Source organism: Gallaecimonas pentaromativorans, assembly GCF_003751625.1.
In the GTDB taxonomy this organism is placed as follows: Bacteria; Pseudomonadota; Gammaproteobacteria; order Enterobacterales; family Gallaecimonadaceae; genus Gallaecimonas; species Gallaecimonas pentaromativorans.
Map to the genome: position 1 here is coordinate 87,736 of NZ_RJUL01000006.1, position 25,145 is coordinate 112,880.

21 protein-coding genes are annotated in these 25,145 nt (G+C 60.7%); 15 read left to right on the forward strand and 6 right to left on the reverse strand.

Going from position 1 to position 25,145, the window contains the following annotated elements:
- Window positions 1–2: 2 nt before the first annotated feature.
- On the reverse strand, window positions 3–1,196 hold the full coding sequence (locus EDC28_RS11865; RefSeq protein WP_123421740.1) for an ABC transporter permease: 1,194 nt from the start codon (window positions 1,194–1,196) through the stop codon (window positions 3–5).
- Between the two features lie 78 nt (window positions 1,197–1,274).
- Between EDC28_RS11865 and EDC28_RS11870 the strand changes: the two genes are divergently transcribed.
- The 7 genes from EDC28_RS11870 to EDC28_RS11900 all read left to right on the forward strand — a co-directional run bounded on the left by EDC28_RS11870 (window position 1,275) and on the right by EDC28_RS11900 (window position 10,822).
- The gene (locus tag EDC28_RS11870; RefSeq protein WP_123421741.1) at window positions 1,275–1,820 is read left to right on the forward strand and encodes a hypothetical protein; all 546 of its coding nucleotides are present in this window, start codon (window positions 1,275–1,277) and stop codon (window positions 1,818–1,820) included.
- Window positions 1,821–1,823: 3 nt separating this feature from the next.
- On the forward strand, window positions 1,824–2,873 hold the full coding sequence (locus tag EDC28_RS11875) for an agmatine deiminase family protein (RefSeq protein WP_123421742.1): 1,050 nt from the start codon (window positions 1,824–1,826) through the stop codon (window positions 2,871–2,873).
- The gene (locus tag EDC28_RS11880; RefSeq protein ID WP_123421743.1) at window positions 2,870–3,751 is read left to right on the forward strand and encodes a carbon-nitrogen hydrolase; all 882 of its coding nucleotides are present in this window, start codon (window positions 2,870–2,872) and stop codon (window positions 3,749–3,751) included. Before EDC28_RS11875 ends, EDC28_RS11880 begins: the two co-directional genes overlap by 4 nt.
- A 66-nt stretch (window positions 3,752–3,817) precedes the next feature.
- Window positions 3,818–7,282, forward strand: a complete 3,465-nt coding sequence (mfd, locus tag EDC28_RS11885; protein ID WP_123421744.1) for a transcription-repair coupling factor — start codon at window positions 3,818–3,820, stop codon at window positions 7,280–7,282.
- Entirely contained in the window at window positions 7,266–8,009 is a 744-nt protein-coding gene (locus tag EDC28_RS11890) for a CsiV family protein (RefSeq protein WP_170164112.1), read from the forward strand. Before mfd ends, EDC28_RS11890 begins: the two co-directional genes overlap by 17 nt.
- 132 nt (window positions 8,010–8,141) lie before the next feature.
- The gene (locus tag EDC28_RS11895; protein ID WP_050659954.1) at window positions 8,142–9,209 is read left to right on the forward strand and encodes an ABC transporter substrate-binding protein; all 1,068 of its coding nucleotides are present in this window, start codon (window positions 8,142–8,144) and stop codon (window positions 9,207–9,209) included.
- Entirely contained in the window at window positions 9,206–10,822 is a 1,617-nt protein-coding gene (locus EDC28_RS11900) for a hypothetical protein (RefSeq protein WP_123421746.1), read from the forward strand. The genes EDC28_RS11895 and EDC28_RS11900 overlap by 4 nt, the downstream gene beginning before the upstream one ends.
- On the opposite strand, the gene nagZ is transcribed toward EDC28_RS11900, so the two are convergent.
- The 3 genes from nagZ to psrA all read right to left on the reverse strand — a co-directional run bounded on the left by nagZ (window position 10,783) and on the right by psrA (window position 14,918).
- Window positions 10,783–11,781 carry a beta-N-acetylhexosaminidase gene (gene nagZ / locus EDC28_RS11905; protein WP_123421747.1) on the reverse strand — a complete coding sequence of 333 codons (999 nt, stop codon included), beginning with the start codon at window positions 11,779–11,781 and terminating at the stop codon, window positions 10,783–10,785. The two genes, EDC28_RS11900 and nagZ, sit on opposite strands and share 40 nt — an antisense overlap.
- A gap of 112 nt (window positions 11,782–11,893) precedes the next feature.
- Entirely contained in the window at window positions 11,894–14,224 is a 2,331-nt protein-coding gene (locus tag EDC28_RS11910) for an acyl-CoA dehydrogenase (protein ID WP_123421748.1), read from the reverse strand.
- 31 nt (window positions 14,225–14,255) lie between these two features.
- Window positions 14,256–14,918, reverse strand: coding sequence for a TetR family transcriptional repressor PsrA (psrA, locus tag EDC28_RS11915; RefSeq protein ID WP_050659950.1), 663 nt, complete (start codon window positions 14,916–14,918; stop codon window positions 14,256–14,258).
- A gap of 346 nt (window positions 14,919–15,264) precedes the next feature.
- Here psrA and EDC28_RS11920 point away from each other — a divergent pair, with 346 nt between their 5' ends.
- The 7 genes from EDC28_RS11920 to secF all read left to right on the forward strand — a co-directional run bounded on the left by EDC28_RS11920 (window position 15,265) and on the right by secF (window position 21,993).
- A complete protein-coding gene (locus EDC28_RS11920; protein ID WP_050659949.1) occupies window positions 15,265–15,681 on the forward strand; it encodes a hypothetical protein in 417 nt (138 codons plus the stop codon).
- A gap of 56 nt (window positions 15,682–15,737) precedes the next feature.
- Window positions 15,738–16,187, forward strand: coding sequence for a GNAT family N-acetyltransferase (locus EDC28_RS11925; RefSeq protein ID WP_170164113.1), 450 nt, complete (start codon window positions 15,738–15,740; stop codon window positions 16,185–16,187).
- A gap of 87 nt (window positions 16,188–16,274) precedes the next feature.
- Window positions 16,275–18,215: a protein-disulfide reductase DsbD family protein gene (locus EDC28_RS11930; protein ID WP_123421750.1), complete on the forward strand. Its 1,941-nt coding sequence runs from the start codon at window positions 16,275–16,277 to the stop codon at window positions 18,213–18,215.
- A complete protein-coding gene (locus tag EDC28_RS11935; RefSeq protein WP_123421751.1) occupies window positions 18,212–18,796 on the forward strand; it encodes a thioredoxin family protein in 585 nt (194 codons plus the stop codon). Before EDC28_RS11930 ends, EDC28_RS11935 begins: the two co-directional genes overlap by 4 nt.
- 53 nt (window positions 18,797–18,849) lie before the next feature.
- Window positions 18,850–19,230, forward strand: coding sequence for a hypothetical protein (locus EDC28_RS11940; protein WP_123421752.1), 381 nt, complete (start codon window positions 18,850–18,852; stop codon window positions 19,228–19,230).
- A 61-nt stretch (window positions 19,231–19,291) separates the two neighbouring features.
- Window positions 19,292–21,076 carry a protein translocase subunit SecD gene (secD, locus tag EDC28_RS11945; protein WP_123421753.1) on the forward strand — a complete coding sequence of 595 codons (1,785 nt, stop codon included), beginning with the start codon at window positions 19,292–19,294 and terminating at the stop codon, window positions 21,074–21,076.
- On the forward strand, window positions 21,076–21,993 hold the full coding sequence (gene secF / locus EDC28_RS11950; protein ID WP_123421754.1) for a protein translocase subunit SecF: 918 nt from the start codon (window positions 21,076–21,078) through the stop codon (window positions 21,991–21,993). The genes secD and secF overlap by 1 nt, the downstream gene beginning before the upstream one ends.
- A 28-nt stretch (window positions 21,994–22,021) precedes the next feature.
- Here the strand turns inward: secF and mtgA are convergent, their stop codons facing one another.
- The gene (gene mtgA / locus EDC28_RS11955; protein WP_123421755.1) at window positions 22,022–22,699 is read right to left on the reverse strand and encodes a monofunctional biosynthetic peptidoglycan transglycosylase; all 678 of its coding nucleotides are present in this window, start codon (window positions 22,697–22,699) and stop codon (window positions 22,022–22,024) included.
- A gap of 84 nt (window positions 22,700–22,783) precedes the next feature.
- On the opposite strand from mtgA, the gene EDC28_RS11960 reads away from it, so the two are divergent.
- On the forward strand, window positions 22,784–23,638 hold the full coding sequence (locus tag EDC28_RS11960; RefSeq protein ID WP_123421756.1) for a nitrilase-related carbon-nitrogen hydrolase: 855 nt from the start codon (window positions 22,784–22,786) through the stop codon (window positions 23,636–23,638).
- Between the two features lie 39 nt (window positions 23,639–23,677).
- Here the strand turns inward: EDC28_RS11960 and EDC28_RS11965 are convergent, their stop codons facing one another.
- Window positions 23,678–25,114, reverse strand: a complete 1,437-nt coding sequence (locus EDC28_RS11965; RefSeq protein ID WP_123421757.1) for a carbon starvation CstA family protein — start codon at window positions 25,112–25,114, stop codon at window positions 23,678–23,680.
- Between the last annotated feature and the right edge of the window lie 31 nt (window positions 25,115–25,145).

A 25,145-nucleotide genomic window follows, 5' to 3' on the forward strand; every position in this document is an offset into this window, starting at 1 on the left:
GTTTAATCTCGTTCCGTCAGTACCACGGCCGGGTCGATGCGAGCCGCCCGGTGAGCGGGCGCCAGGGTAGCCAGGGCGCAAATCACCACCACAAAAAGGGCAATCAGGCCCATTTGCAGCGGCTCACGGATAACCGGCAGCCCCTGTGGCCCGTAGCCAAAGGCCATGCCCCCCAGCCCCACCAGGTTCAGCGCCAAGTTCAGGTGCTCTGTCACCAAAAAGCCAAGAGACAAACCAAGGGCCGAGCCCAGCACGCCGGTGCCGACGCCCTGGGTCACAAAAATTCGCTTAAGGGCTTTGGGAGTCATACCAAGGCTGGCCAGCACCGCAATATCGCGGCGCTTGTCGGAGACCAGCATGGCCAGCGCCGCCAGAATATTAAAAGCGGCCACGGCGATGATCAGCACCAGCAGCATGGACATGGTGCGTTTTTCCTGGGCCACGGCGGCAAAGAAATCGCCGTAACGGGCGCGCCAGTCCCAAAGGCTTTCGCCGGGTTTGGCAAGATGGCTGAAGGTGTCGGTGGCAAAGGGGTCAGCCAGGGTCACCTTGAGTTTGTCGACCCCGCCCGGGCTTTTGCCATAGAGGCGCCGAAGGTCCTGGTAGTTAGTGATGGCCAGCACGTCGTTAAGCTCAGAGGCCAAGTCCACCACGGCAATCACCGTGAACTGGCGCTGGGCCGGCAGCCGGCCAAGGGGGGTGTAGATGCTGCGCCCCGGCAGGTAGACCCGCACCACGTCACCCACTAGCAGTTTGAGTTTGCGGGCAAGGCCTACCCCCAGCACCAACTGGTATTGGCCGGCTTGCGGCTTGGTGGCGTTGTCAGGCAGCGGATCGGTAGGCCACAGCCCTTGCAGCCAGCCCCCTTGCAAGCCCTCTGGGCTTTGCAGCATCACTTCGCCGTCAATATAAGGCGCTACCGCAGTGACCCCTTTTTGGCTTTCCAGCGCCTCGGCCCGTTTTGGCCAATCGCTGTAGCCTTGCTCGCTACTTACTAGCAGGTGCGGCACCCTGTCTAAAAGGCGGCTTTTGAGCTGACTTTCAAAGCCGTTCATGACGCTCAGCACCACGGTCAGCACCATCACCCCCAGGGTGACACCGAACAAGGCAAATAAATTGACGAAGTTGGCAAAGCCGCCCCGTTGGCCGCGAAGCAGGTAGCGGGTGGCTATGAAGAGCGAGGCAGGTCGGAACATCCCGTTATTAGAGGTTTTATTTGCGAAGGAAGTTACGGGATAATACGGGACTTATTTCAATATGAACAGCAAGCTGCCATGGCCGATCGCCTTTTTGACGACTACTTCAGTGTCCGTTTGGGCTGCGACGTTCACCTCGACTGGTTAAGTAGCACCGCTCCGGTGCCCGACACCCAGCAGTTGGCCGACAGCTTGCCGCCCCTTCGAAAACAGCTCGATCTGTTGGCCGAGCAAGAGCAATTGCTGCTGACCGAGCTCAAAGACGAGCGCCAGTCGCCCCTGGCAAGGCTTTTGCTGCTGCATCAGCAAAAGCTTGAGCTGCTGAGCGAGGCGCTGCTAAGCCAAGATTTGCAGGACAAACACTGGCGGCGCACCGTGCATTTTAGCGCTGGCGGGTTTTCCATCCTCCACAGCGACATCGAAGGGCAAACCGCCAAAGTGACCCTGCGCCTGCCCTTGGGCCAGGTAACAGGTTATGCCACCCTGGTTAGCCAGGATGATGAATACGCCTACTTTCAATACGTTAGCTTGCTAGACTCGGACCGTGAAAAATTGGTTCGCCTGGCACTGCAAACCCAAAGCGATCAACTGCGCGCTCGCCGTGAGCGCAACGAGGAGAAGTGATAAGTGCAACGTCTGCTTGCTGAATGGGAAGGCCTGGATGGGGTTTTGCTCACCTGGCCCCACAAAAACACCGACTGGGACCACATGCTGGACGAGGTGATCCCGCTGTATGAGGCCCTGGCCTATGTGATCAGCGACTACGCCGATGTGCTTATCGCCGCGCCCGAAGACGAAGTAGAGTCCATCAAGGAAAAGCTGCTGGCCCTTGGCATCAGCGATGACGCCTTTATGGTCTACGGCGTGCCCAGCAACGACACCTGGGCCCGCGACCACGGCCCGCTGACGGTAGAAACCCCCGAAGGCCTCAAGCTGCTGGACTACACCTTCACCGGTTGGGGCAACAAGTTTGACGCGGCCCTGGACAACCAAATCACGGCGCGCCTCGATGAACTGGGCGCCTTTGCGGTGCCGGTTGAGCAAAAAGCGCTGGTGCTGGAAGGCGGCGCTATCGAGTTTGACGGTGACCGCACCCTGCTCGCCACCAGCGAGTGTTTGCTCAACCCCAACCGCAACCCGCATCTGACCAAAGAACAGATTGAAGCCCAGCTCAAGGCCGATTTTGGCGCCGAGAAAATCAACTGGCTGAACCACGGGTATCTGGCCGGTGACGACACCGACAGCCATATCGACACCCTGGCACGGCTTTGCCCCAATAACGTCATTGCCTACGTCAAATGTGACGACGAGCAGGACCAGCACTTCGAGGCCTTCCAAAAGATGGAAGCCGAGCTCGAAGCCATGACCGACGCCGACGGCAAGCCCTACAAGCTGGTGCCCCTGCCCTGGCCCTTTGAAGTTTTCGACGATGAAGGCCAGCGCCTGCCCGCTACCTATGCCAACTTCTTGATTTGTAATGGCGCGGTGCTGGTTCCTGTCTACAACGACGACCGCGACGAGGAAGCCCTGGCGGCCATCAGCGAAGCCTTCCCAGGCTTTGACGTGGTGGGCCTGAACTGCCTGCCTCTTATCAAGCAACACGGCAGCCTGCACTGCGTGACCATGCAGCTGCCCCAGGGCACCCTGAGCCTGCTGCCCCCCGGAGTGGAACTATGAGCATTATCAACGTGGGCCTGGTGCAGCACGCCTGCACCGGCAACCTGGACCAAAACCTGGCCAAGTCCATCGAGGGCATTACGGATGCCGCCGAGAACGGCGCCCAGTTGGTGGTGCTGCAAGAGCTGCACAGGAGCCTTTATTTTTGCCAGGTAGAGAGCACCGACCTGTTTGATTTGGCCGAGCCCATCCCCGGCCCCAGCACCGAGCTCTTTGGCGAACTGGCCAAAGAACTGGGCATCGTGATTGTGACCAGCCTTTTTGAGCGCCGCGCCCCCGGTATCTACCACAACACCGCCGTGGTGCTGGAAAAAGACGGCACCATCGCCGGTAAATACCGCAAGATGCACATCCCCGACGACCCGGGCTTTTACGAGAAGTTCTACTTCACCCCAGGCGACTTGGGCTTTGAGCCCATCCAAACCTCGGTAGGCAAACTGGGCATCCTGGTGTGCTGGGACCAGTGGTTCCCCGAAGCGGCCCGGCTGATGGCCATGAGCGGCGCCGAGCTGCTCATCTACCCCACCGCCATCGGCTGGAACCCGGACGACGACCAAGCCGAGCAAGACCGCCAGCGCAACGCCTGGGTGACCATCCAGCGCGCCCATGCCATCGCCAACGGCGTGCCGGTGGTGTCGGTGAACCGGGTTGGCCACGAATCTGACCCGGCCGGCGGCCCCGGCACCGAGTTCTGGGGCACCAGCTTTGTGGCCGGGCCCCAGGGGGAATACCTCTTTGAAGCGGACACCGAGTCCGAGCTCAGCGTGGTGGTGCCGGTAGACTTGGCCCGCAGCGAATCGGTACGGCGCTGGTGGCCCTACCTTCGCGACCGGCGAGTTGACCATTACGGCGATCTATTGAAAATTTACCGCGACTGATAAAAGGGCCGGGGCGGCCAGGCTGCCCCGGCCTTCGCATTTAGGTACAAGAAAAGACAGGATGTAATGAAGGCACTGGAATCTTTGGCGCTGCCGGCGCGCGGTGGCGATCGTCAACACTGGATAAACCTGGCCGGTGACGCCCAGGTATTGGCCATTTTAGAGGCCGCCAAACGCCACAATGGCTTTACCCTGCTGGTGACCAGCGACAGCCCCAGCGCCAACCGCCTAGTGGAAGCCCTAAGTGCCCTGAGCCCCGATGTGCAGCTGTTCCCCGACTGGGAAACCCTGCCTTACGATAATTTCTCGCCGCACCAAGACATTATCTCCGAGCGCCTCACCTCCCTCTATCAACTGCCGTTGAAAAAAAGCTGGCTGATGGTGCTGCCGGTCACTACCTTGCTGGGCCGCATTGCCCCGCGCGGCTATGTGGACGGCGCCACCTTGCTCTTAAAAAAAGGCGAGACCCGGCCCCTGGAGACCCTGCGCGGCCAGCTTAGCAACGCTGGTTATCGCTTGGTAGACCAAGTGATGGAGCACGGCGAGTTTGCGGTGCGCGGCGGCCTGATTGACCTCTACCCCATGGGGGAGTCCAGCCCGTTCCGGGTGGATTTTTTCGACGATGAAGTAGACAGCCTGCGCCGCTTTGACCCCGAGTCTCAGCGCTCCACCGGCGAGGTAGAAGAGATACGCCTGCTGCCCGGCCACGAGTTTCCGCTGACCGATGTTGGCATTGAGCGTTTTCGTAAAAACTACCGGGCCCGCTTTGACGCGCCCACGGCGCCAGAATCCATCTACCAGCAGGTGTCCAAAGGCCAGCAGCCCCCCGGTATCGAGTATTACCTGCCGCTCTTTTTTGACGACACCGCCAGCCTCTTTGATTACCTGCCAGATGGCAGCCAAATTCTCACCATTGGCGATCTCGAAAGCGCCATGGCCGCCTTCTGGGCAGACCTTGAATACCGCTATGAGGAGCGCCGCCACGACCGGCTGCGCCCCATCCTCGCCCCCAAGACCTTGTTTTTAGAGGCCAGCGACTGTTTTACCGCGCTCAATCACTACCCCCGCTTGGCCCTGCACCAAGGCGGCGAAGTAGAAGGCAAAGGCGGCGTCCATGACGCCGGCGCCCTGCCCTTGCCAGAGCTCTCTATTGACGCCAAGCACCAGCAGCCCCTGCACAAGCTCACCGAGTGGCTTGCCAGCACCCCAGGCCCGGTGCTCTTTGTGGCCGAGTCCGAAGGCCGCCGCGAAGCCTTGGCGGTACTGCTGGCCAAGGCCGGCATCCAACCGGCGCGCATTAAAAAACTGGCTGACTGGCTGGCCGCCCCCCAGGCCGGGCACGGCATATTGGTGGCGCCATTGGAAGCGGGCTGCATCATCGAATACCAAGGCCAACTGCTGAGGCTGGTGCCGGAAGCGGCGCTCACCGGCCCGCGGGTATTGCAGCGAAAACGCCGCAAAAAAGACGATGACGGCATCAACACCGACGCCATTATTCGCAGCCTTGCCGAGCTTTCCATCGGCCAGAGCGTGGTGCACCGCATGCACGGCGTCGGCCGCTACATGGGCCTGGAGACCTTAAGCGCCGGCGGCATCGACACCGAATTTCTGATGCTCGAATACGCCAAGGGCGACAAGCTCTATGTGCCAGTGGCCGCGTTGAACCTCATCAGCCGCTACGCCGGCGCCGAGGAGCCGCCGCTGCATCGCCTTGGCGGCGAAACCTGGGAAAAGGCCCGCCGCAAAGCCGCCGAGAAGGTGCGCGACGTGGCGGCAGAGCTGTTGGACGTCTACGCCCGGCGCGAAGCCAAACCCGGCTTTGCCTTCCATTTTGATGACGACGGCTATGCCGCCTTTGCCGCCGGTTTCCCGTTCGAGGAAACCGACGATCAGCAAGATGCCATTGATGCGGTGGTGCGCGACATGACCCGCAACAAAGCCATGGACCGCCTAGTGTGCGGCGATGTGGGCTTTGGCAAGACCGAGGTGGCCATGCGCGCCGCCTACATCAGCGTCTCCAACAACAAACAGGTGGCGGTGCTGGTGCCAACCACCTTGCTGGCCCAGCAGCATTTTGAGAACTTCCGTGACCGCTTTGCCGATGTGGCGGTGCGTATCGAAGCCATCTCCCGCTTCCAAACCCCGGCCGAGCAAAGAGCCATTTTGAAAGATGCCGCCGAGGGCAAAGTGGATATCCTTATCGGTACCCACAAGCTGTTGCAAAAGGACGTCAGCTTTAAAGAGCTGGGGCTTTTGATCGTCGATGAAGAGCACCGCTTCGGGGTGCGCCAAAAAGACAGCATTAAAAAGCTGCGGGCCGAGGTGGATATCCTCACCCTCACCGCCACCCCCATTCCCCGCACGTTGAACATGGCCATGTCCGGCATTCGCGATCTCTCCATCATCGCCACCGCCCCGGCCCGGCGCCTTGCCATCAAGACCTTTGTACGGGAATTCGACAAAGCCCTGGTGCGCGAAGCGGTGCTTCGGGAAATTCGCCGCGGCGGCCAGGTTTATTACCTGCATAACGAGGTGGAAAGCATCGAAGAGACCGCCAAGATGCTTGAAGAGCTCATTCCCGAGGCCCGTGTCTCCATCGCCCACGGCCAGATGCGCGAGCGCGACCTGGAAAAGGTGATGGCGGATTTTTACCACCAGCGCCACAACCTCTTGGTATGTACCACTATCATCGAAACCGGTATTGATGTGCCGACCGCCAACACCATCATCATGGACAGGGCCGACAACCTGGGCCTGGCGCAACTGCATCAGCTGCGTGGCCGGGTCGGCCGCTCCCATCACCAGGCTTATGCCTATCTGATGACCCCAAACCCGAAGCGGATGACCAAAGACGCCATCAAGCGCCTTGATGCCATCTCTTCCCTCGAAGCCCTGGGTGCCGGCTTTTTGCTGGCCACCCAAGACTTGGAAATTCGCGGCGCCGGGGAGCTGTTGGGCGACGAGCAAAGCGGCCAGATTGCCGCCATCGGCTTTGATTTGTATATGGACATGCTGGACGAAGCGGTCGAAGCCCTCAAAGCCGGCAAGGAGCCGAGCCTGACAGGGGTGCTGGCCAACCAGTGCGAGGTCGATCTTCGCCTGCCAGCCTTGTTGCCTGGTGATTACATCCACGACGTGGGCACCCGGTTGCAGCTTTATAAACGCATTGCCTCGGCCAAGGACAGCGAGGAGCTCAAAGAGCTCAACATCGAGCTGATTGACCGCTTTGGCCTGTTGCCCGATGCCGCCAAACACCTGTTGGCGGTGACAGAGCTTCGGCTGCAAGCCAACGCCCTTGGCCTTAGCCGGGTAGAGGCCTCGGCCAAGGGCGGCATCACCCTCGACTTTTCTGAACAAACGACGGTGGACCCCGGCTATCTCATTGGCCTTTTACAACAAAAACCGTCACTCTATCGCCTCGATGGCCCCAGCCGTTTCAAGGTATTGAAACAACTGGATGACCCGGCCAAACGCCTGGGCGACGTGCAGCAACTTCTGGAGGACTTGGCACGACATGCAAAAGCTGCTTAAAGGATGGGTGCTGCTGACCGCCCTGGTATCAAGCCAATTGATGGCCGCCACCGTCTTTGACGTGGAAGTGGTGATTGTGGCCCGTCAGGACGCCAGCAACGAAACCTGGCCGCCGCGCCCGTTGCCAGACGGCAAGACCAACCCGCTGCTCATCGATGCCATCAACGCCCAGTGCCCGCCGCCTTGCGCAGCCGTGCCACAAACCATTGTGGGTAGCGCCCCTGATGCCACTGACGACAGCCAACTGCCCCGCCTGCTGCGCCCCGACGAGCTAAAACTGAATGATGCCGCCAGCCGCCTTACCGGCCTGCCCGGCGGCCGGGTGCTGCTGCACACCGGCTGGCGCCTGGCCCCCAAGCAGCCCCGCTATGCCACGCCCATGGCCGTGGAAGCCGGCCGTGACTTGGGCAGTTACGTGCTCCAACCCGTTGCTGAAAACACGGCTGTGGATGTGAGCGCTGCCCCTGCCGAGCCCCAGACTGGCGAAGCGCCCGTTGACGCAACGGTGATGCCGGCCATGGTGCCGGAGCTTGCCGGGCAAATTCAGGTGGCGCTGGACCACTACCTGCTGGTGGACATGGCCTTGGACCTTAAAACCGTGCAAGGCGACGGCCAGCCGCTACTGGTAAAAACCCTTCGCCAAAAGCGCCGCCTTAAAAGCGGCGAGTGGCATTATTTCGACAACCCCGCCATGGGCGTATTGATGCAAATACGGCCAGTCCGCTGAGCCTTGTTAAAGAAAAGCGCCCTTCGTGGCGCTTTTTTAGTGCAAGCCAAAATCATCCTGAATAAACAAGGGAATAGCGCTTTTACCCCAGGACGAAGCATGTAAAATGCTTGTGAATAACAAAGGATCACCATGGCGCGGTTTGTTCTTCTCCTGTTGTTGCTGTTATCCCCCCTGGCGGCCCATGCCGTTACCAGGGTGACCTTCCTGAACCCGGGTTATGCCAACGAACCCTTCTGGGAAAATGTCGACCAGTTTTTGATAGCAGCGGCGGCCGATCTGGACGTACAAGTGGAGATCCTCCACGGCAATCGCGACGAGAAAACCCTGCTGGACTTGGCCAAAGCCGTTAGCCGCCGCCAGGACAAACCCGATTACGTGATGGCGGTTAACGACAAAGGCCTGGGAGTAGAGCTGGTCAAGCTGTTCGACAGCGCCAAGATCCCCATCATGCTGGTGCTGAACGACCTCGACCAAGGCCAGCAACAACAACTGGGCCTGCCCCGCCAACACTACCCTTACTGGCTTGGCACCTTGGTGCCGGATAACCTCCAGGCCGGCGAGCAGGTGGCGGGGGCCCTCTCCGGGCTGATGCCCAATAAAACGGTGCCGCTGGTGGCCATTGCCGGCGACAGGGGCACTCCGGCCGGCCTTAACCGCCAGGCGGGCCTCCTTTGGGCAACCCGCAAACATCCCGAGCTCAAGCTTCGCGCCATTCGCTACGGCTTTTGGCAAGAATCCCGTGCCCGCCGCCAGATGACCCAGCTGCTGACCCAATACCCGGACATCAAAGCGGTGTGGGCCGCCGACGACCAAATGGCCTTTGGCGCCATCGACGCCATTCGTGCCAAGGGCCTGGAACCGGGCCGCGACATTCTGGTGGGCACCTTTAACAGCTCAGCCAAGGCGCTGCGGCTACGCCGCTCCGGGGCCATTTCGGCCCTGGCCGGTGGCCACTTCATGGCGCCGGGCCTGGCACTGGTGTTGTTGGTGGATTATCAAAACGGCTTTGATTTTGCCAAAGACGACGGCCTGCAGATTCAGCTGCCGCTCTTTCACCTGCTCATTCCCGGCACGGCGCTGTTCAATATGATGGCCGCCCACGACTGGCTGGATATCAACTTTCGCGCCATGAGCAAGGTGCACACCCCCTACCAGGGGCCCCACCGCTTCGAGCTGCAAATGAGGCCCCGGCCATGAACCTTCGCCGCCTGCCCCTTGGCACCCGATTTTTGTGGAGCGTAATGCTCTACTCATCGGTGCTGACCTTGCTGTTTGTGCTGGTCAACCTCTATGCCCGCTACCAGCAGGAGCTGACCGAGCTTCGCCAGCGGGTCGACCAGATAGAAAGCATCACCCTACCTGCCCTCGCTCAATCGGTGTGGGATTTAAACCAGTCCCAGGTGGAGTTGCAGCTAAAGGGCATAACCCGCATCCCCGATGTGGTGTCAGCAAGGCTGGTGACCACGGAAGGCACCATCACCACCCTCGGCCACCCCGGCCGCAAGGACAACATGGTGCTGTTTGCGGTACGCCGGGCCACCCAAGAGTTGGGCCAGTTGGAGGTAGGGGTTAGCTACCAGCGCATCTACGACGAGCTGTGGCAGCACGCCGAGGTGCTGGTTCTGACCCAAGGGGTGAAGACCTTTTTAGTGTCTCTGCTGATGGTGATGCTGGTGGGCCGGATGATCACCCGCCACCTGGAAGACTTATCACTGCAGATAAAAGAAGGGAAAAGTCGTTTTGCCCTTACCCGCCAGGGCGACGAGAAAGACGAACTGGCTACCCTGGTTGAGGCCCTCAATCAGCTTTCCCAGGAGCGGGAACGCCAGCTCTTCGCCCTGGCTGATTCTAAAGCCGAGCTGGATAACCAGCACAAACGCCTGGAAGCCGAAGTGGCCCGGCAAACCCAGGTGCTGAGAAAAGAAAGCGAACTGGCGGTGATGATGGGCGAGCTTGCCGCCAACCTCTTGGAGCAGCGCTTTGAAGACTTGGACCGGGTGCTGCAACAAACCCTCACCCTCCTTGGCCGCAAGCTGGGGCTTAAAAGCCTTACCCTCTTTGAGCAGGTATTGGTGCGGGCCCACTGGCCCGAAGCCGAGCCGGTGTGGCCGCTGTGGAGCGCCCCTGAAGCGCAGCGGGTGCTGCGGGCCGGCCAACACTTTTTTGACCCGGCACAAGGGGTGCTGGCGCTGCCGCTAAAAGACCAGGGCCTTAACCGCGGCGCGCTGATGGTAACCGGCAGCCTCGATGAGCAGTGGATGAATACCTACTTTAACCATCTGCACCGCTTTACCTCCTTTGTGGCCGCCCTCTTGGCGCGCCAGCAAAGCACTCAGCTGTTTACCCCCATCGGCTGGCAGCGCGAGCAACAGCAGCAACAATGGCAGGACGAACGCCAAGGCCGCACCGCCCTGGCAGCCCTTGCCGCCAACCAGGCCGAGGCCGGCGGCTTTTTAACGGTCATTTTGTGGGAGTTTTCCGGCCGTGGCGAGCTGCCGGCCGACCGCTTTGCCGAGCTGCGCTCGGCCATCAGCCATGGCATGCCCGACACCCTGTTTGTGAAATTGTCCCAGCGGTTACTGATGGTGGCCCTGGCCGGCCCCGGCCCCCAGGCCATCGACACCCTGGCCAAGGCGCTGATGAGTGAGCTGAGATCCCTGGCTAAACCCCTTGAGGTACACGCCGGCGGCTTTTGCTTGCAGGTAAGAGCCGCCCTGCCCTACGAGCAGTTGATGGAAATGGCCGACCGGGCGCTGTTTCAGGCTCGCAGTCAGGCCGGTGGCTGCTTTATCGAAACCAGCAGCGACTGAGCCCGGGCCAAGGTTTCGGGGCTTACCGCCAAGGGACCTGCCCTAAGGGCGTCAAAATCCACAGTTGCCTCCCCTGCGATGGCGGCAAGGATCGGCGGGTAATTGGCCGGCTCGTTGCAGCACAGCAATAAATCGCAGCCTGCGAGGCTCGCCGCCACCGCCCGCTCGGCCGGGCTGCCAAGACCATGGGCGCCTTTCATGCTCAAGTCGTCCGAGAACACCAAGCCCCTAAAGCCCAGCTCGCCACGCAGCCTTCCTTGCAGCCATAAAGGGGAGGATGAGGCCGGTTTGTTATCCAGCGCCGGGTAGCTCACATGGGCCGGCATGATGGCGTCCAAGCTGCCAGCCTCGATAAGCGCCCGAAACGGCCGCTCGTCGGTGGCGGCAATGTCCTTGAGGGAACGGCTGTCGATGGCTTGGTGAAGGTGGGTGTCTTCGATGACCTGGCCGTGGCCGGGATAGTGTTTGGCGCAGCTTGCCATGCCGCCATCCCGCATGCCCTTGGCGTAGGCCGCCGAAAGCCGGGTTACCCAGAAAATATCGGCGCCGAAGGCGCGGTCGCCAATCACGCTCTGGTTAACCCCAAGGTCCAGCACCGGGGCGTAGCTCATGTCTACCCCCACTTCGATAAGCTCGGCGGCCATCACCAGGCCAGCGCTCCAGGCCAGATACTCGGCCACCGCCAGGTTATCCCCGGCCAGGGCGCGCAGCTCCCCAGCTGCCGGCAGGCGGGTAAAGCCCTCCCGAAAGCGCTGTACCCGGCCCCCTTCGTGGTCCACCGTGACCAAAATGGGTTTGCCGGCGGCGGTGCGGCAATCGAGGATGAGCTGCTTGAGCTGCGCTGGGTTCTGGTAATTTCGGGTAAAGAGGATAAGACCGGCGCAGGCCTGATGGGCAAGCCACTGGGCTTCGTCTTCGGCCAAAGATTTGCCGCGAAGGTCGATTAAAAGCTGGGCCATGCGGGCCTCCGAAATACTGTTTTTGCCAGTATACCAAGGCCTTACCTTAGCAAGGCCCCTCTTCTGCCAACAAAAAAGCCGCCCGAAGGCGGCTTTTTCACTGCACCGTTATTTAGGCGGCGCTGGAGGGGCTGGCCCCTTCACTGGAGACGCCGTGGCCTTCCAAAACGCCGGGGGCGAAATGGTCAACCTGGATGGCTTGGTAACGCAAGGCTTCGGCGGTACGGATTTGCTCGGCTTCTTCCTGGCTAATGACGCCGGCTTCCAGACCCAGCTCGATGGCCTGGTTAAAGGGAATGCGCTTGGCGATGGTGCCGCTGCGCTGGGCTTTGAGAATTTTCTTCTCAATGCCAGCCGCGCCCACCATGGCCTGGAAGGCACGTTCCATCACGCCTACGGCGTCGTCTTTGTCGTCAGAGACAAACACCAGGTGGGTCAGGCGGTCACGGGCCACGCCAGGTTGCATCAGGGCGGTGGCGATTTGCTCGCCAATCTTATCATTCGGCATTTTGTAGTTAACGCCTAACGGGAAGATCACGCGCTTGAGCACATTGGCCATGAAACGGTTGTCGAAGTTGGCAAAGAAGCCTTCGAAAGCGACGCCAATCTCGAACAGCAGTTTTTGGATGCTGTAGTGCACGTACGGCAGGTCGGCGACCTGGCGGCCTTCGTCTTCGTAGCGTTTAAGGACCGCAGAAGCCAGATACAGGCTGGACAGCACGTCGCCCAGGCGGGCAGACAGCCGCTCGCGGCGCTTGAGATCGCCACCCAAGGTCAGCATGGAGATGTCAGCGCACAGGGCCAGGCCCTTGGACATGCGAGACAGCTGCTTGTAGTAGCGGGCCGTTTCGCCAGACACAGGGGCACTGTTGAACGCGCCGCCGGTCAGGCCCTGAAACAGGGAGCCGAAGAAATTACCCATGCCAAAGGCAATGTGCTTGACCAGCAGGCCGTCAAAGTCTTTCAGGCCCTGGGCTTCGTCGGGGTTGGCCGCCGCTTCCATTTCGCCAAAGACGTAGGGGTGACAGCGAGTGGCGCCCTGGCCGAAGATCATCAGGTTACGGGTCAGGATGTTGGCCCCTTCCACGGTAATGGCCACCGGGATACCCAGGTAACCGTGGCCCAGGTAGTTCTGGGGCCCGAACTGGATACCTTTACCGGCATGGATGTCCATGGCGTGGTCCAGCACCTTACGGGCGCGCTCGGTCATGTGGTATTTGGCGATGGCGGTGACAACAGACGGGCTAAGGCCCATGTCCAGCGCGGTCACGGTCAGGCGGCGAGACGATTCCAGCAGGTAGGTGTCGGCACCAATCTCAGCCATGGCCTCCTGGATACCTTCAAAGCGGCCGATGGACAGGCCAAACTGGCGGCGAACATAGGCGTAAGCGCCGGTCATGCGGGCAGACAGGTGGCCGGTGGCGGTGCCGAGCGCCGGCAGGGAGATACCGCGGCCGGCAGACAAACATTCCACCAGCATGCGCCAGCCTTTACCTGCAAAGTCAGGGCCGCCGATGATCCAGTCGATGGGGATAAAGACGTTTTCACCGAAGGTCGGGCCGTTCATGAAGGCCAGACCCAACGGGAAGTGACGGTCACCCACGCGCACACCGGGGTGGCTGGTGGGGATAAGGGCACAGGTAATGCCGATGTCTTTTTTGTCGCCCAAGAGGCCATCAGGGTCTTTGAGCTTGAACGCCAGGCCCAGCACGGTGGCCACCGGGGCCAGGGTGATGTAGCGCTTGTTCCAGTTCAGGCGAATACCCAGCACTTCTTTGCCTTCGAACTCGCCTTTGCAGACGATACCTTCGTCGGGAATGGCGCCGGCATCGGAGCCCGCTTCAGGACCGGTCAAGGCAAAGCAAGGTACTTCGGTGCCGTTGGACAGACCCGGCAACCAGCGATTTTTCTGCTCGTCGGTACCGTAGTGCATCAGCAGCTCGCCCGGGCCCAGGGAGTTGGGCACCATGACGGTCACGGCGCAAGACAGTGAGCGAGTGGCGATACGGGAAACGATGGTGGAGTTGGCCACCGCCGAGAATTCACGGCCCCCAAAGGCTTTGGGGATGATCATCGCAAAGAAGCCTTCTTTTTTCAGGAAGTCCCACACTTCCTTAGGCATGTCTTTGGTTTCATGAACAATCTTGTAGTCGTCCAGCATTTTCAGCAGGGTTTCTACTTGGTTGTCCATAAAGGATTGCTCGTCGCTGTTGAGCTCGGAGCGCTTGGTGTCCAGCAGCTTTTTCCAGTCAGGCTTGCCGCGGAACAGATCACCGTCCCACCAGACATCGCCCGCTTCCATCGCTTCCCTTTCGGTTTGCGACAGCGGCGGCAGGATTTTTTTGAAGATACCAAACACCGGTTTGGTGATGAGATTGCGGCGTATATCCGGGACCCCGAGGATCACGGCCAATGCCACCAGGATCAGCAACAGAAACACCATTTTCCTTTCCTCTTACGTAGTGGAACGCAGTTCAGGCTGCGTCTTGTGAATTGCCAACAGCCACAGGCAGCGGCGCGGTCATAGCCGACGCCAGGTAGGGCACCAGCCTGTGAATGAGACTCTCGATACTGTTTTGCTCGCCAAAATCGCTCTCGGCGATTTCGGTCAGGGCCATGCTGGACGCCATGGTGAACACCACGGTGCCCAGGGTGAAGTGCAGCCGCCAGAACACCTCGTTGCCTGGGATGCCTGGAGTGGCTTTCTTCACCGCCGCCATAAAGGCACTCAAGGCGTCGCCGTAACTGCCGGTAATAAAGCGGCGCAGGTGGCCCTGCTTCTCGCTGTAGCCGCGCCCCAACAACTGCATGAAGATGCCGGTACCGCCGGGGCGAAAATCCCCCAATGCCAGCAGCGGCGCGACAAAAGCCCCGAACACCTCGGTCATTTCTAGGCTGTCCTTGGCCAGCAGCTGGTCCATGCTGTGTTTGAGCGACGGCATGAAGGTGTCCATGTAGCGGGCCAGCACCGCCTGGATAAGGGCTTTTTTGGAACCAAAATGATAGTTGACGGAGGCCAGGTTCACGCCGGCATCGGAGGTGATAAGGCGCAAGGAGGTGTCGTTGAAGCCCTGCTCGGCGAAGAGCAGCTCGGCAACGTCAAGGATTTGCGCTTTGGTATCAGGTCGGCGGGTCATGGCAAACACCGGTATCAAACAGGTGTTTAAAATTTATGTTTACTCATCGGACTTGTCAAGTGAAGTCTCTAAGCGCCTAAAAAATCTGCACAAAAAATTTTCACCTGATTTTGTGAACTCCCGCAAAGACCGCTGGTCATAAGTTGTGCACGGCATGCGATACCCGTGCATTTTGAAGTTCTCTCCCTGGACCCGGTAAGCCCCCAACCGTCAATTGAAGGCTTACCGGGCTTTTTTATGCGCGCTCGCCAGCAGCTTTGAGCCAAGCGGCTTGAATTCGGCCCTCGAACATGGTCAGTTAACAGCAGTTATTCCTGCTAGATCATTGTTTTCGAAAGGAGAATTTATGCGCGCCTATTGTCTTTCCCTGGTAGCGCTGTTCAGTATCGCGGCCCACGCCGTCAGCCTGGACGACCAGTTCGACCACCCGATCGAGGTCCCCGGCAAGGCGCAGGTGATTTTCTTTGCCGCGGACATGGATGCCAACGATCTCATCAAGGATGCCTTCGGCAAGGACAAAGACGACACCATGGCCAAGGCCGGGGTGCTCTATGTGGCCGATATCTCCAAGATGCCGGGGCTGGTGTTTAAGCTCTTTGCCAAATCGAAGATGCAAAAATACCCTTACCGCATGGCCCTGGATAAAGAAGGTGACGCCACCGCCGACTGGCCCCACGAAAAGGGCGCGGTGACCATCATCGAGGGCAAGGAGCATCATTTCTGTAAAGACGTGAGCTGCCTTAAATCCGCCCTCGCCCCCTAATGCCAAAGGGAGCCAGCGGCTCCCTTTTTGTCGCCGCCCCTGTATTTAGAGCCGCCATGGAACTCACCATCGCTTCCCTCTTGCCCAACCCTACCCTTGCCATCACTCTGGGCGCTTGGGTGGGCTCCGATACTGAGCGTACCCGCTGGGCCGGTCCCGGCCTTAAAAACGGCTTTACCTTGGCAGAGCTTGGCTTTGACCAGCGTCAAAACCTCGGCGGCTTTCATGCCGGGGAGTTGGTGGCCTTCGCCCAAATGGGCCCGCGCCACGGCTGCCTGCACCTATCCAGAGTGATTATCCACCCGCAGTGGCGCGGCAAAGGCCTAGGCCGGTTGTGGCTACAACAACTGATGGCCACCTCCCCCGATACCGCTTTTGGCCTCAACGTCTACCCGGATAACCTGGCGGCCATGGGCTGTTACCAGAGCCTCGGCTTTGCGCCCTGGCCAGCGCTTTGCGACCACCCCGGCGTGCTCTATTACCGGCGCCAGGCAAATGGCGGTTAACAGCGGCGGCGGATGACCAGGCCATCAGGTGTTCAGCCCGGGTAAGCTGGTTTATGCTGATTGCCCGGCCAGCCCAAAGGACTCAACATGCGGCCCGCTTTATTTTTCGCCCTGCTCCTGGCACTGCTGACCATCAAAACGGCCAGGGCCGAGCCGGTACAGGCGCCCCACATTGCCGTTGATATCAAAGCCGATGTCAGCACCTTCGTCCCCGGCCAGCCATTTTGGGTGGCGGTTAACTTTGTGCCCGAACCCCACTGGCATACCTATTGGCAAAATCCTGGCGACTCGGGCCTGGCCCCCACCCTCGACTGGCAACTGCCCCCAGGCTGGCAGGCCAGCGCCATTCAATGGCAAGTGCCTAAAGCCATCGATATCGGCGGCATTGTCAACTTCGGTTTTGAAGGTCCATCAAACCTTCTGGTACAGCTCACCCCGCCCAAAGACGCCCAAAGCCTCGCGGTGAAGGTCAAAGCCTCCTGGCTGGTTTGCCAGCAAGCCTGCATTCCCGGAGACGCCATGCTGAGCCTGGCGCTTAGCGCCGGTAAGGCGGCGCAAAAGGACAACAGCGGTTTTTTCGATGAGGCCCGGCAAAAGCTGCCGGCCGTGCTGCCCGGGCGGGGGCGCATGGAGCTACAGCAAAACGTGGTGTCGTATGCCCTGCAGGTGCCCGAGCTTATCGGCACCCTGCCCAAGGTGTTTGTGGCCAACCCCGAGTTGGTGGAGAACGGCGCCAAGCCGCAGCTCTTGTGGCAAGGCGATACCCTGCTGTTGAGCCTGCCTAAAAACCCCTACTTTACCGAGCCGCCAACCGATCCCAAGGTGTTGCTGGTTACCCCGGATAAGTCCGTGCTGGTCACCATGGCGCAGCCCAAGGCCCCGGCAGCCGGGCACAAGGCGCTGTGGCTGTTGTGCCTAATGGCGCTGGCAGGTGGCTTGGTGCTTAACATCATGCCCTGCGTATTTCCGGTGCTGGCCATCAAGGCCCTGCACCTTAAAGCCGGCCAAGGCCTGCAATACCTGGCCGGGGTGCTGGTGAGCTTTTGGGGGCTGGCGCTGGCGCTTTTTGCGCTTCGCCAGGCTGGCGAAGCGGTGGGCTGGGGCTTTCATTTGCAATCGCCGGTGTTCGTGGCCCTCTTGGCCAGCCTCTTTGCCTTTATGGGCCTGAGCCTGTTGACTCAGTTGGAGCTTGGTACCCGGCTAATGTCCCTTGGGCAAGACCGCATTGAGCACGGCCACCCGCTTGAAGCCTTTTTAACCGGGGTGTTGGCGGTGGTGGTGGCCAGCCCCTGCACCGCACCGCTGATGGCCCCTGCCATCGGCATCGGCCTGACCTTGCCTCTTTGGAAGCTGCTGCTGGTGTTCAGCGCCCTGGGGCTTGGCTTGGCACTGCCCATGGTGCTGCTGGAGAATCTGCCAGCATTGCGCCGCGCCTTGCCCAAACCCGGGCTCTGGATGGCGGCCGTTAAAAAGATACTCGCCTTTCCGCTGCTGCTCACCGCCGTCTGGCTGCTGTGGGTGATGAATAACTTGAGTGGCCAGGGCTTTTGGCTGCTGGCGGCCTGGGTGCTGGGAGTGGGGATCTGGCTGTTGCCCCATCGGCTGTTCAAGGTATTAGCCTGGTTGCCGCTGCTGCTGGTTGCGCTGCTGCCGCTTTGGCAGTCGGCCGACAAGCCGCCCTCTATTGCCTTTGACGAGACCACCCTCAAGGAAAGGCTGGCCCAGCATCGGCCAGTGCTGGTGAACATGACCGCCGACTGGTGCATTACCTGCAAGGTCAACGAAAGCACCACCTTGGCCCGGGAGGAAACCCGCGCCCTGTTCACCCTCTATGACGTGACCTACCTCGAAGGCGACTGGACCGCCCGCGACCCGGTCATAACCCGCTACCTGGAGAGCTTTGGCCGCGCTGGCGTACCGCTCTATGTGCTCTATGATCAGCAAGGCAAGCCCCATGTGCTGCCGCAACTGCTGACCCCTGGCCTGCTGGCAAATGCCCTCAAAGATGCCTTGGAGAACACCCCATGAAAGCCTGGTTACTGCTCTGTCTGCTTGCCCTACCCGCCCTGGCACTGACGCCAGGCGACAAGGCCCCGGATTTCACCCTTCAAGGCAGCGACGGCAAAAGTTATCAGCTCAGTGAGTTTACGGGCCGTTATGTCATTCTCGAGTGGACCAACGACCAATGCCCCTTTGTGCAAAAACACTATGATTCCGGCAACATGCAGGGCCTGCAGCAGGCCTACACCGGCCAAGGCGTGGTGTGGCTGTCGGTTATCTCCTCGGCCCCTGGCAAGCAGGGCCACGTTACTGCCCAACAGGCAAACCAGCTCAGCGCCAGCCGCGGCGCCCACCCCAGCGCCGTGCTGTTTGACCAAGACGGCGCCGTTGGCCGCCGCTATGGCGCCCGCACCACGCCGCACCTTTTTATCATCGATAAAACCGGCACCTTGCAATACATGGGCGGCATCGACTCCATCGCCAGCGCCGATCCGGCCGATATCCCCAAGGCGCGCAACTATGTCAAAGCCGCCATGGACGCGCTGTTGGCCGGTAAAACGGTGCCAACGCCGGTCTCGCGCCCTTACGGCTGCTCGGTAAAATATTGAGCTGAGTAACAGGCCGGTGGTAGATTGGCCCGGCTAACCCACACCGGATGACGATGCTGCGCACCTTTTTCACCGCCTTATTGCTGGTTTTTGCCCTGGGGACCCTTGGTCATCCGGTGCCTTCGGCCGTGGCCGCGCCCCAGCATGGCAGCACCGTCAAGCAAAGCCAGGGCGATAAAACCCCGGCGCTGCTTAACCTCATCAAGCTGCAACGTCACTTCACCCATCAAGGCCTGGATGACGAGCCCCGCACCCCCAATTACGGCCTGGTATTCGAGGCCAAAATCGCTCCCGCACCGGCCTTTTGCCGCGGCTTTCGCCAGCAAAAACCGCCGGGCTGTGACTGGGCCCTCAATATTGCCGACAGCCCCGGCTTTGTTGCCGGCGGCCGCTTAACCCACAACCTCGACCGCTTCGCTGCCTGGCGCAGCTGATCTCCTCACGCAAATACCGATTTTTATTTTGCAAAGCGGCGCCATGCCGCGAGGAGACCCTATGCCTTATCCACGGGGCAATGCCCCTGTGCTCATCAACCGGCTGGCCGGTTGGAAATACGCCGTGCTGCTCATCAGCCTAGTACTGCTGACCTTAAGCGCCCTGCCTACCCTCTTTGGCGACAGCCCAAGGATTGCTATCACCGCCAAGGCGCCCGTGAGCGCCAGCGCCTTAAAAGCCCTGCTGGGCGAGGTGGAGATCACCGCCATCAAGGCAAGCGGCAACCAAGCCGATATCGTGCTGGCAAACGCCAGTGACGCCCTGCCCACCCAAAAAGCCCTTAAGGCCGCCCTGCCCGGCGCGACCGTGGTGCTGGACCAACAAAGCAAAGCCCCAATATGGCTGCAAGAGCTTGGCATGCGCCCCATCCACCTGGGCCTTGACCTTCGCGGCGGCGTGCAGTTTATCCTCGCCGTGGATACCCAGGCGGCCCTTAATGCCCAGCTCAGCAGCGCCCGCGACGACATCAGCGAGATGATGGATGTGGCCAGCGTGCAGCTAAGCGGCCAGGCCCTGGTTATCCACCCGCGCCATGGCAGCAGCCTTAGCCAGTTGCAGCAGCGGTTAACCCGCCAATACCCCAAGTGGCAGCAGCGCCTTGACGGCGATGCCATCCGCTTGGCCATCAGCGACCAAGAGCAGCAAAGCCAGGTGCAGCTGGCCATGGACCAAACCCTTGGCATCATGCGAAGCCGCATCAACGAGCTGGGGATCACCGAAGCGGCGGTGATGCGCGACGGCAAGGAGCGCATTCGCATCGAGATCCCAGGCGTGCAAGACCCCACCGCCGCCCGCAACATCATCGGCGCCACGGCATCCCTGGAGTTTCGCCAAGCCTTTACCGGGCCGGGCGCCGGGCGGGTGCCGGTGAACGGCGAGCAGGGCCAGCCCCTGTGGCTGAGCCGCAAACCGGTACTGACCGGCAGCCATATCATCAATGCGCGCTCCGGGGTGGACGACATGGGCCGCCCCCAGGTGTCGATTGCGGTAGACAGCCAAGGCGCCGCGCAAATAGGGGATTTCAGCCGCCAGCACGTGGGGGATGCCATGGCCACCCTCTTTACCGAGTACCAAAAGAGCGCTGAGGGCAACACCGTTAAAACCAGCCGGGTGATCAACGTGGCCACCATTCAAAGCGCCCTGCCGGCCAGCTTTCGCATCACCGGCATCGGCAGCCAGCAGCAGGCCCAGCAACTGTCTTTGCTGCTACGGGCCGGCTCCTTGACAGCGCCGGTCACCATCATCGCCCAAAGTACCCTGGGCCCGAGCCTTGGCAGTGAGAATATCCATAACGGCCTGATGGCCCTGAGCCTGGGCCTTGGCACCTGCCTGCTGTTTGTGGCGCTGTGGTACCGGCGTTTTGGCTGGGTGGCCAACCTGGCACTGGTGGCTAACCTGTTCATGCTGCTGGGGCTGATGGCGCTGGTGCCGGGCAGTGTACTGACCCTGCCCGGCATCGCCGGCCTGGTGCTGACGGTGGGCATGGCGGTAGACACCAACGTGCTTATCTTCGAGCGGGTCAAGGAGCTGCTGCGGGAAGGTAAAAGCCTGGGCCAGTCCATTCACCTGGGTTACGACAACGCCTTTCGCACCATCTTGGACGCCAACCTCACCACCCTTATCACCGCCATCATCCTCTATGGCCTGGGCCGAGGCCCGGTGCAGGGCTTTGCCATCAGCCTGGGGCTGGGGCTACTGACCAGCATGCTCACCGGCATCCTCGGCACCCGCGCCATCATCAACCCCATCTGGGGCCGCGATAACCGTAAAGGGGTCAAGATCTAATGAAAAACCTCAAAACCCTGTCTTTTTGGCGCTACTGCGCCCTGGCCCTGTCGACGGTGATGGTGCTGAGCGCCCTGGTGCTGCTGAGCTGGCGAGGCCTGGCCCTTGGCCAGGACTTTACCGGCGGTATGGTGCAAGACATTACCCTGAGCCAGCCAATCAAGGCCGAGCAACTCACCCAAGTGCTCACCCCCATCCTTAAAGAGCGGCCACAGGTGGTGAAAAACGGCGACGGCTGGCGAATAAGCTACCAACAGGACCCCAGCCCCGATTTCGCCCTGGCCAAGGTGCTGTCGGCCAAGCTCGGCAGCCCCGTAACCTTGGTCAACTCCAGCTTTGTGGGCTCGCAGGTGGGCAGCGGCCAGGTGGCCCAGTCGGCACTGGCGGTGGCCATGGCCGCTCTTGGCATCCTTGCCTATCTGGCGGTGCGTTTTGAATGGCGCCTGGCAACAGGGGCCATCCTGGCACTGCTGCACGACGTGGTGTTGGTGCTGGGGGTCTTCTCGCTGTTTGGCTTCGAGTTCGACCTTACCGTCCTGGCGGCGCTGCTGGCAGTGATGGGGTATTCGGTGAACGATTCGATTGTGGTGGCCGACCGCCTGCGAGAGACCCTGGGTAAGCGCCATAAAACGCCGATGCCCGAGTTGGTGGACAACGCCATCCGCTCCACTTTTTCCCGCACCCTGGTTACCTCCGGCACCACCCTTTTTACGGTGGGCGCCATCTTGCTGCTGGGGGGCGAGCCGCTGTTTGGGTTTGCCCTGACCCTTTTTGTGGGAATAGTAGTGGGTACCTGGTCGTCTATCTTTGTAGCCGCCACCCTGGGCGAATTGTTTGGCTTAAAACCCGAGCACTACCTTAAAAAACCCCGGGAGCCCAAAGAAGGCGAACACCTACCGGCAGCGCATTTTCAGTAGCCCCTGCCCGGCCAAGGCCGGGCTTTTTTTATTCCAGCACCCCATCGAGGTAGTGGCTGCCAAGCTGGCGCATCTGCCGCTCCACCCAGCTCACGCGCTGGCTAAGATAGGGGGTCAGGCGATTGGGGTCGCGGCTGCGAGGGCTCGGTAGCAGCACCGCCAGCCGCGCCGCCTCATTGGCGGTGAGATAACGAGCCGACTTACCGTAGTAGTGGCGGCTTGCCGCCTCCACCCCGTAAATGCCCTTGCCGAACTCGGCCACGTTCAAATACACCTCAAGGATGCGTTTTTTCCCCCACAGCGCTTCGAGGCTCAAAGCAAGCCCTGCCTCCAGGCCTTTTCGCACAAAGCTGCGTCCCGGCCATAACAAGAGGTTCTTGGCGGTTTGCTGGGTCAGGGTGCTGGCGCCGCGCAGGCCGCCGCCGTCGTCAAACTGGTCCAGGGCCTTGCTGATGGCGGTAAAATCGAGGCCAAAGTGGTCAGGGAAACGTTGGTCTTCCGAGGCAACGATGGCAAGCGGCACCGTCTTTGGCAGTTTATCGATGGCCAGCCATTGCTGGTGCACCGGGTAAGGGCTTTGCAGCATAAAGGCGGTGGTGGGCGGCGGCACAAAACGCAGCACCAGCAATACCAGCATCAGCAGCACCAGGGCTCGCCATAACGCAAACCAAACCCAGCCGAAAAAACCGCGCCTGCCTTTTGCCATTCGCCTTGCATCCCCATAACCTGAAAAGACAAGTCTAACCTCTGGTTGCAAATCGATGAAAATCAAATGCTTTGAGATTCAGCCATGGTGAATATTGCCAGCTGCCAATACCGGGTTGAAGCGCTGCCCTCCTTTGCCGCCTGGGCCGAAAAACAGGCCCGGCTGGTGGCGGCCTGTCACGGCGACTTGCTGCTCTACCCCGAGTACGCCAGCCTGGAGCTGCTGGGCTGGCTGCCAAGCCGCACCGCCAAACACCTGGGCCGCTCCTTAGACGCCCTGCAAGGCGGGCGCGAGGTGTTTGTGGAGACCTTCAGGGCTCTTTCGGCCGGCTTTCACAAGGCCATAGTGCTGCCCAGCATCCCTTGGCGCCTGGACGACGGCCGCGTTGTTAACCGCGCCTGGTATGCCGATAACGGCCACATTCGCGGCTTTAGCGACAAACAACTGCTGACCCGCTTTGAAACCGAGCGCTGGAGCATCAGCCCCGGCGAGCCGAGCCCCTTGCTGGATTTTCGCGCCATCCCCTTTTCGGTGCAGATTTGCTACGACATCGAATTCCCGCAGCTTTGCCGCCGGCACGTGGAAGCCGGCGCCCGTTTTGTGCTGGTGCCCTCTTGCACCGACACCCTGGCAGGCTTTCACCGGGTGCGCATCGGTTGCCAGGCAAGGGCTTTGGAAAACCAAACCCTGGTGGTGCAAAGCCCGCTGGTGGGCGAAGCGCCCTTTGCCCCGGCCATCTTTAAAAACCAGGGCAAAGCCGGGTTCTTTACCGCCCCCGACTACGGCCTGCCAGATAACGGCGTGCTGGCAGAGTCCGAGCAGCTTGCGCCGCCGCAAAGTCTCTGGCTTAACCAGCAGATAGATCTCGACGCCCTGGAGGCGGTGCGCCGGGACGGCCAGGTACTCAACCATCGAGACTGGCCCAAGCAATGGCCATAAAAAAGCCGGGGCGAACCCCGGCTTTCTTTGCACTCAACGTCAGGCGTTATCCAACAGGCGCTCGGCCTCTTCTTCCGGTACCTGGTGCTTGCCGCGCAGCAGCAGCCAGGCCAGTACCAGCACCGAAGAGACAATACCGATGGGCCCGGCGATAGAGAGCGGCAGGTTAAAGCCAATCTCGGCGCTCAGCAGGTAGGCGTTCACCACGCCGGTCATAAACACCGCCGGGATGGTACAGACCCAGTGGAACTTGTCGTGGCGTTTGAGCCAGGCGGCAGCGGTCCACAGCATCATCACGGCGGTCATCTGGTTGGCCCAGCCGAAGTAACGCCAAATCACGTTAAAGTCCATTTTGCTGATCATAAAGCCCACCACGAACATGGGCAGGGCAATGAGCAGGCGCTTGACGATGGGCTTTTGGTCAAAATTCAAAAAGTCGGCCAGGATCAGGCGCGCCGCGCGGAACGAGGTATCGCCAGAGGTAATGGGCAGCACCACCACCCCGAGGATGGCCAGAATGCCGCCTACGCTACCGAGCAGCGAGGTAGACACTTCGTTGACCACGGCAGAGGGGCCGCCAGAGGCCAGGGTGGCTTGCAGGGCGCCGGGGCTGTCGTAGAAGGACATGCCCAGGGTCGCCCAGATCATGGCGATGATGCCTTCACCAATCATGGCGCCGTAGAACACGAAGCGGCCATTGCTTTCGTTTTCCACGCAGCGGGCCATCAGCGGCGACTGGGTGGCATGAAAGCCCGACAGCGCCCCACAGGCGATAGTGATAAACAGCAGCGGCCACAGCGGCAGGTCTTTGGGATGCAGGTTCTCAAGGGTAATGCCGGAGGAGTAGAACGGCTTGTCGCTAAAGCCCAGGCCCACCAGCAGGCCCACCGACATAAATACCAGCAGCGCCCCGAACAGCGGGTAGAAGCGGCCGATGATCTTATCAATAGGCACTATGGTGGCCAGCATGTAGTAGCCGAAGATAATGGCCACCCACACCGGTACCGAGGTGCCGGAGAGATTACCCAGCAGCTTGGCCGGCCCCAGGGTGAACACCACCCCCACCAGCAATAGCAGCAATACCGCAAAGCCGTTCATAAAGTGCTTGGCGCCTTTGCCAAGCTCGCGGCCCACCACGGTGGGCACCGAGGCGCCACCGGCTCGTACCGACAGCATGCCCGAGAAGTAGTCGTGCACGGCGCCGGCAAAGATGGAGCCGAACACTATCCACAGCAGGGCTACCGGGCCGTACAGGGCGCCGAGGATGGGGCCGAAAATGGGGCCAAGACCGGCGATGTTCAGAAGCTGCACCAGGTACACCTTTTTGGTGGACATGGGCACAAAATCGACACCGTCGTTCTGGGCAATGGCAGGGGTTGGACGCGCCGGCTTGATGCCGAAGATGCGTTCGATGATTTTTCCGTAGATGAAGTAACCGGCGATGAGGGTACAGACGCCGAGTAGGAACCACAGCATTAAGGTTCTCCCGCTTTATAGTTTGCGAAAG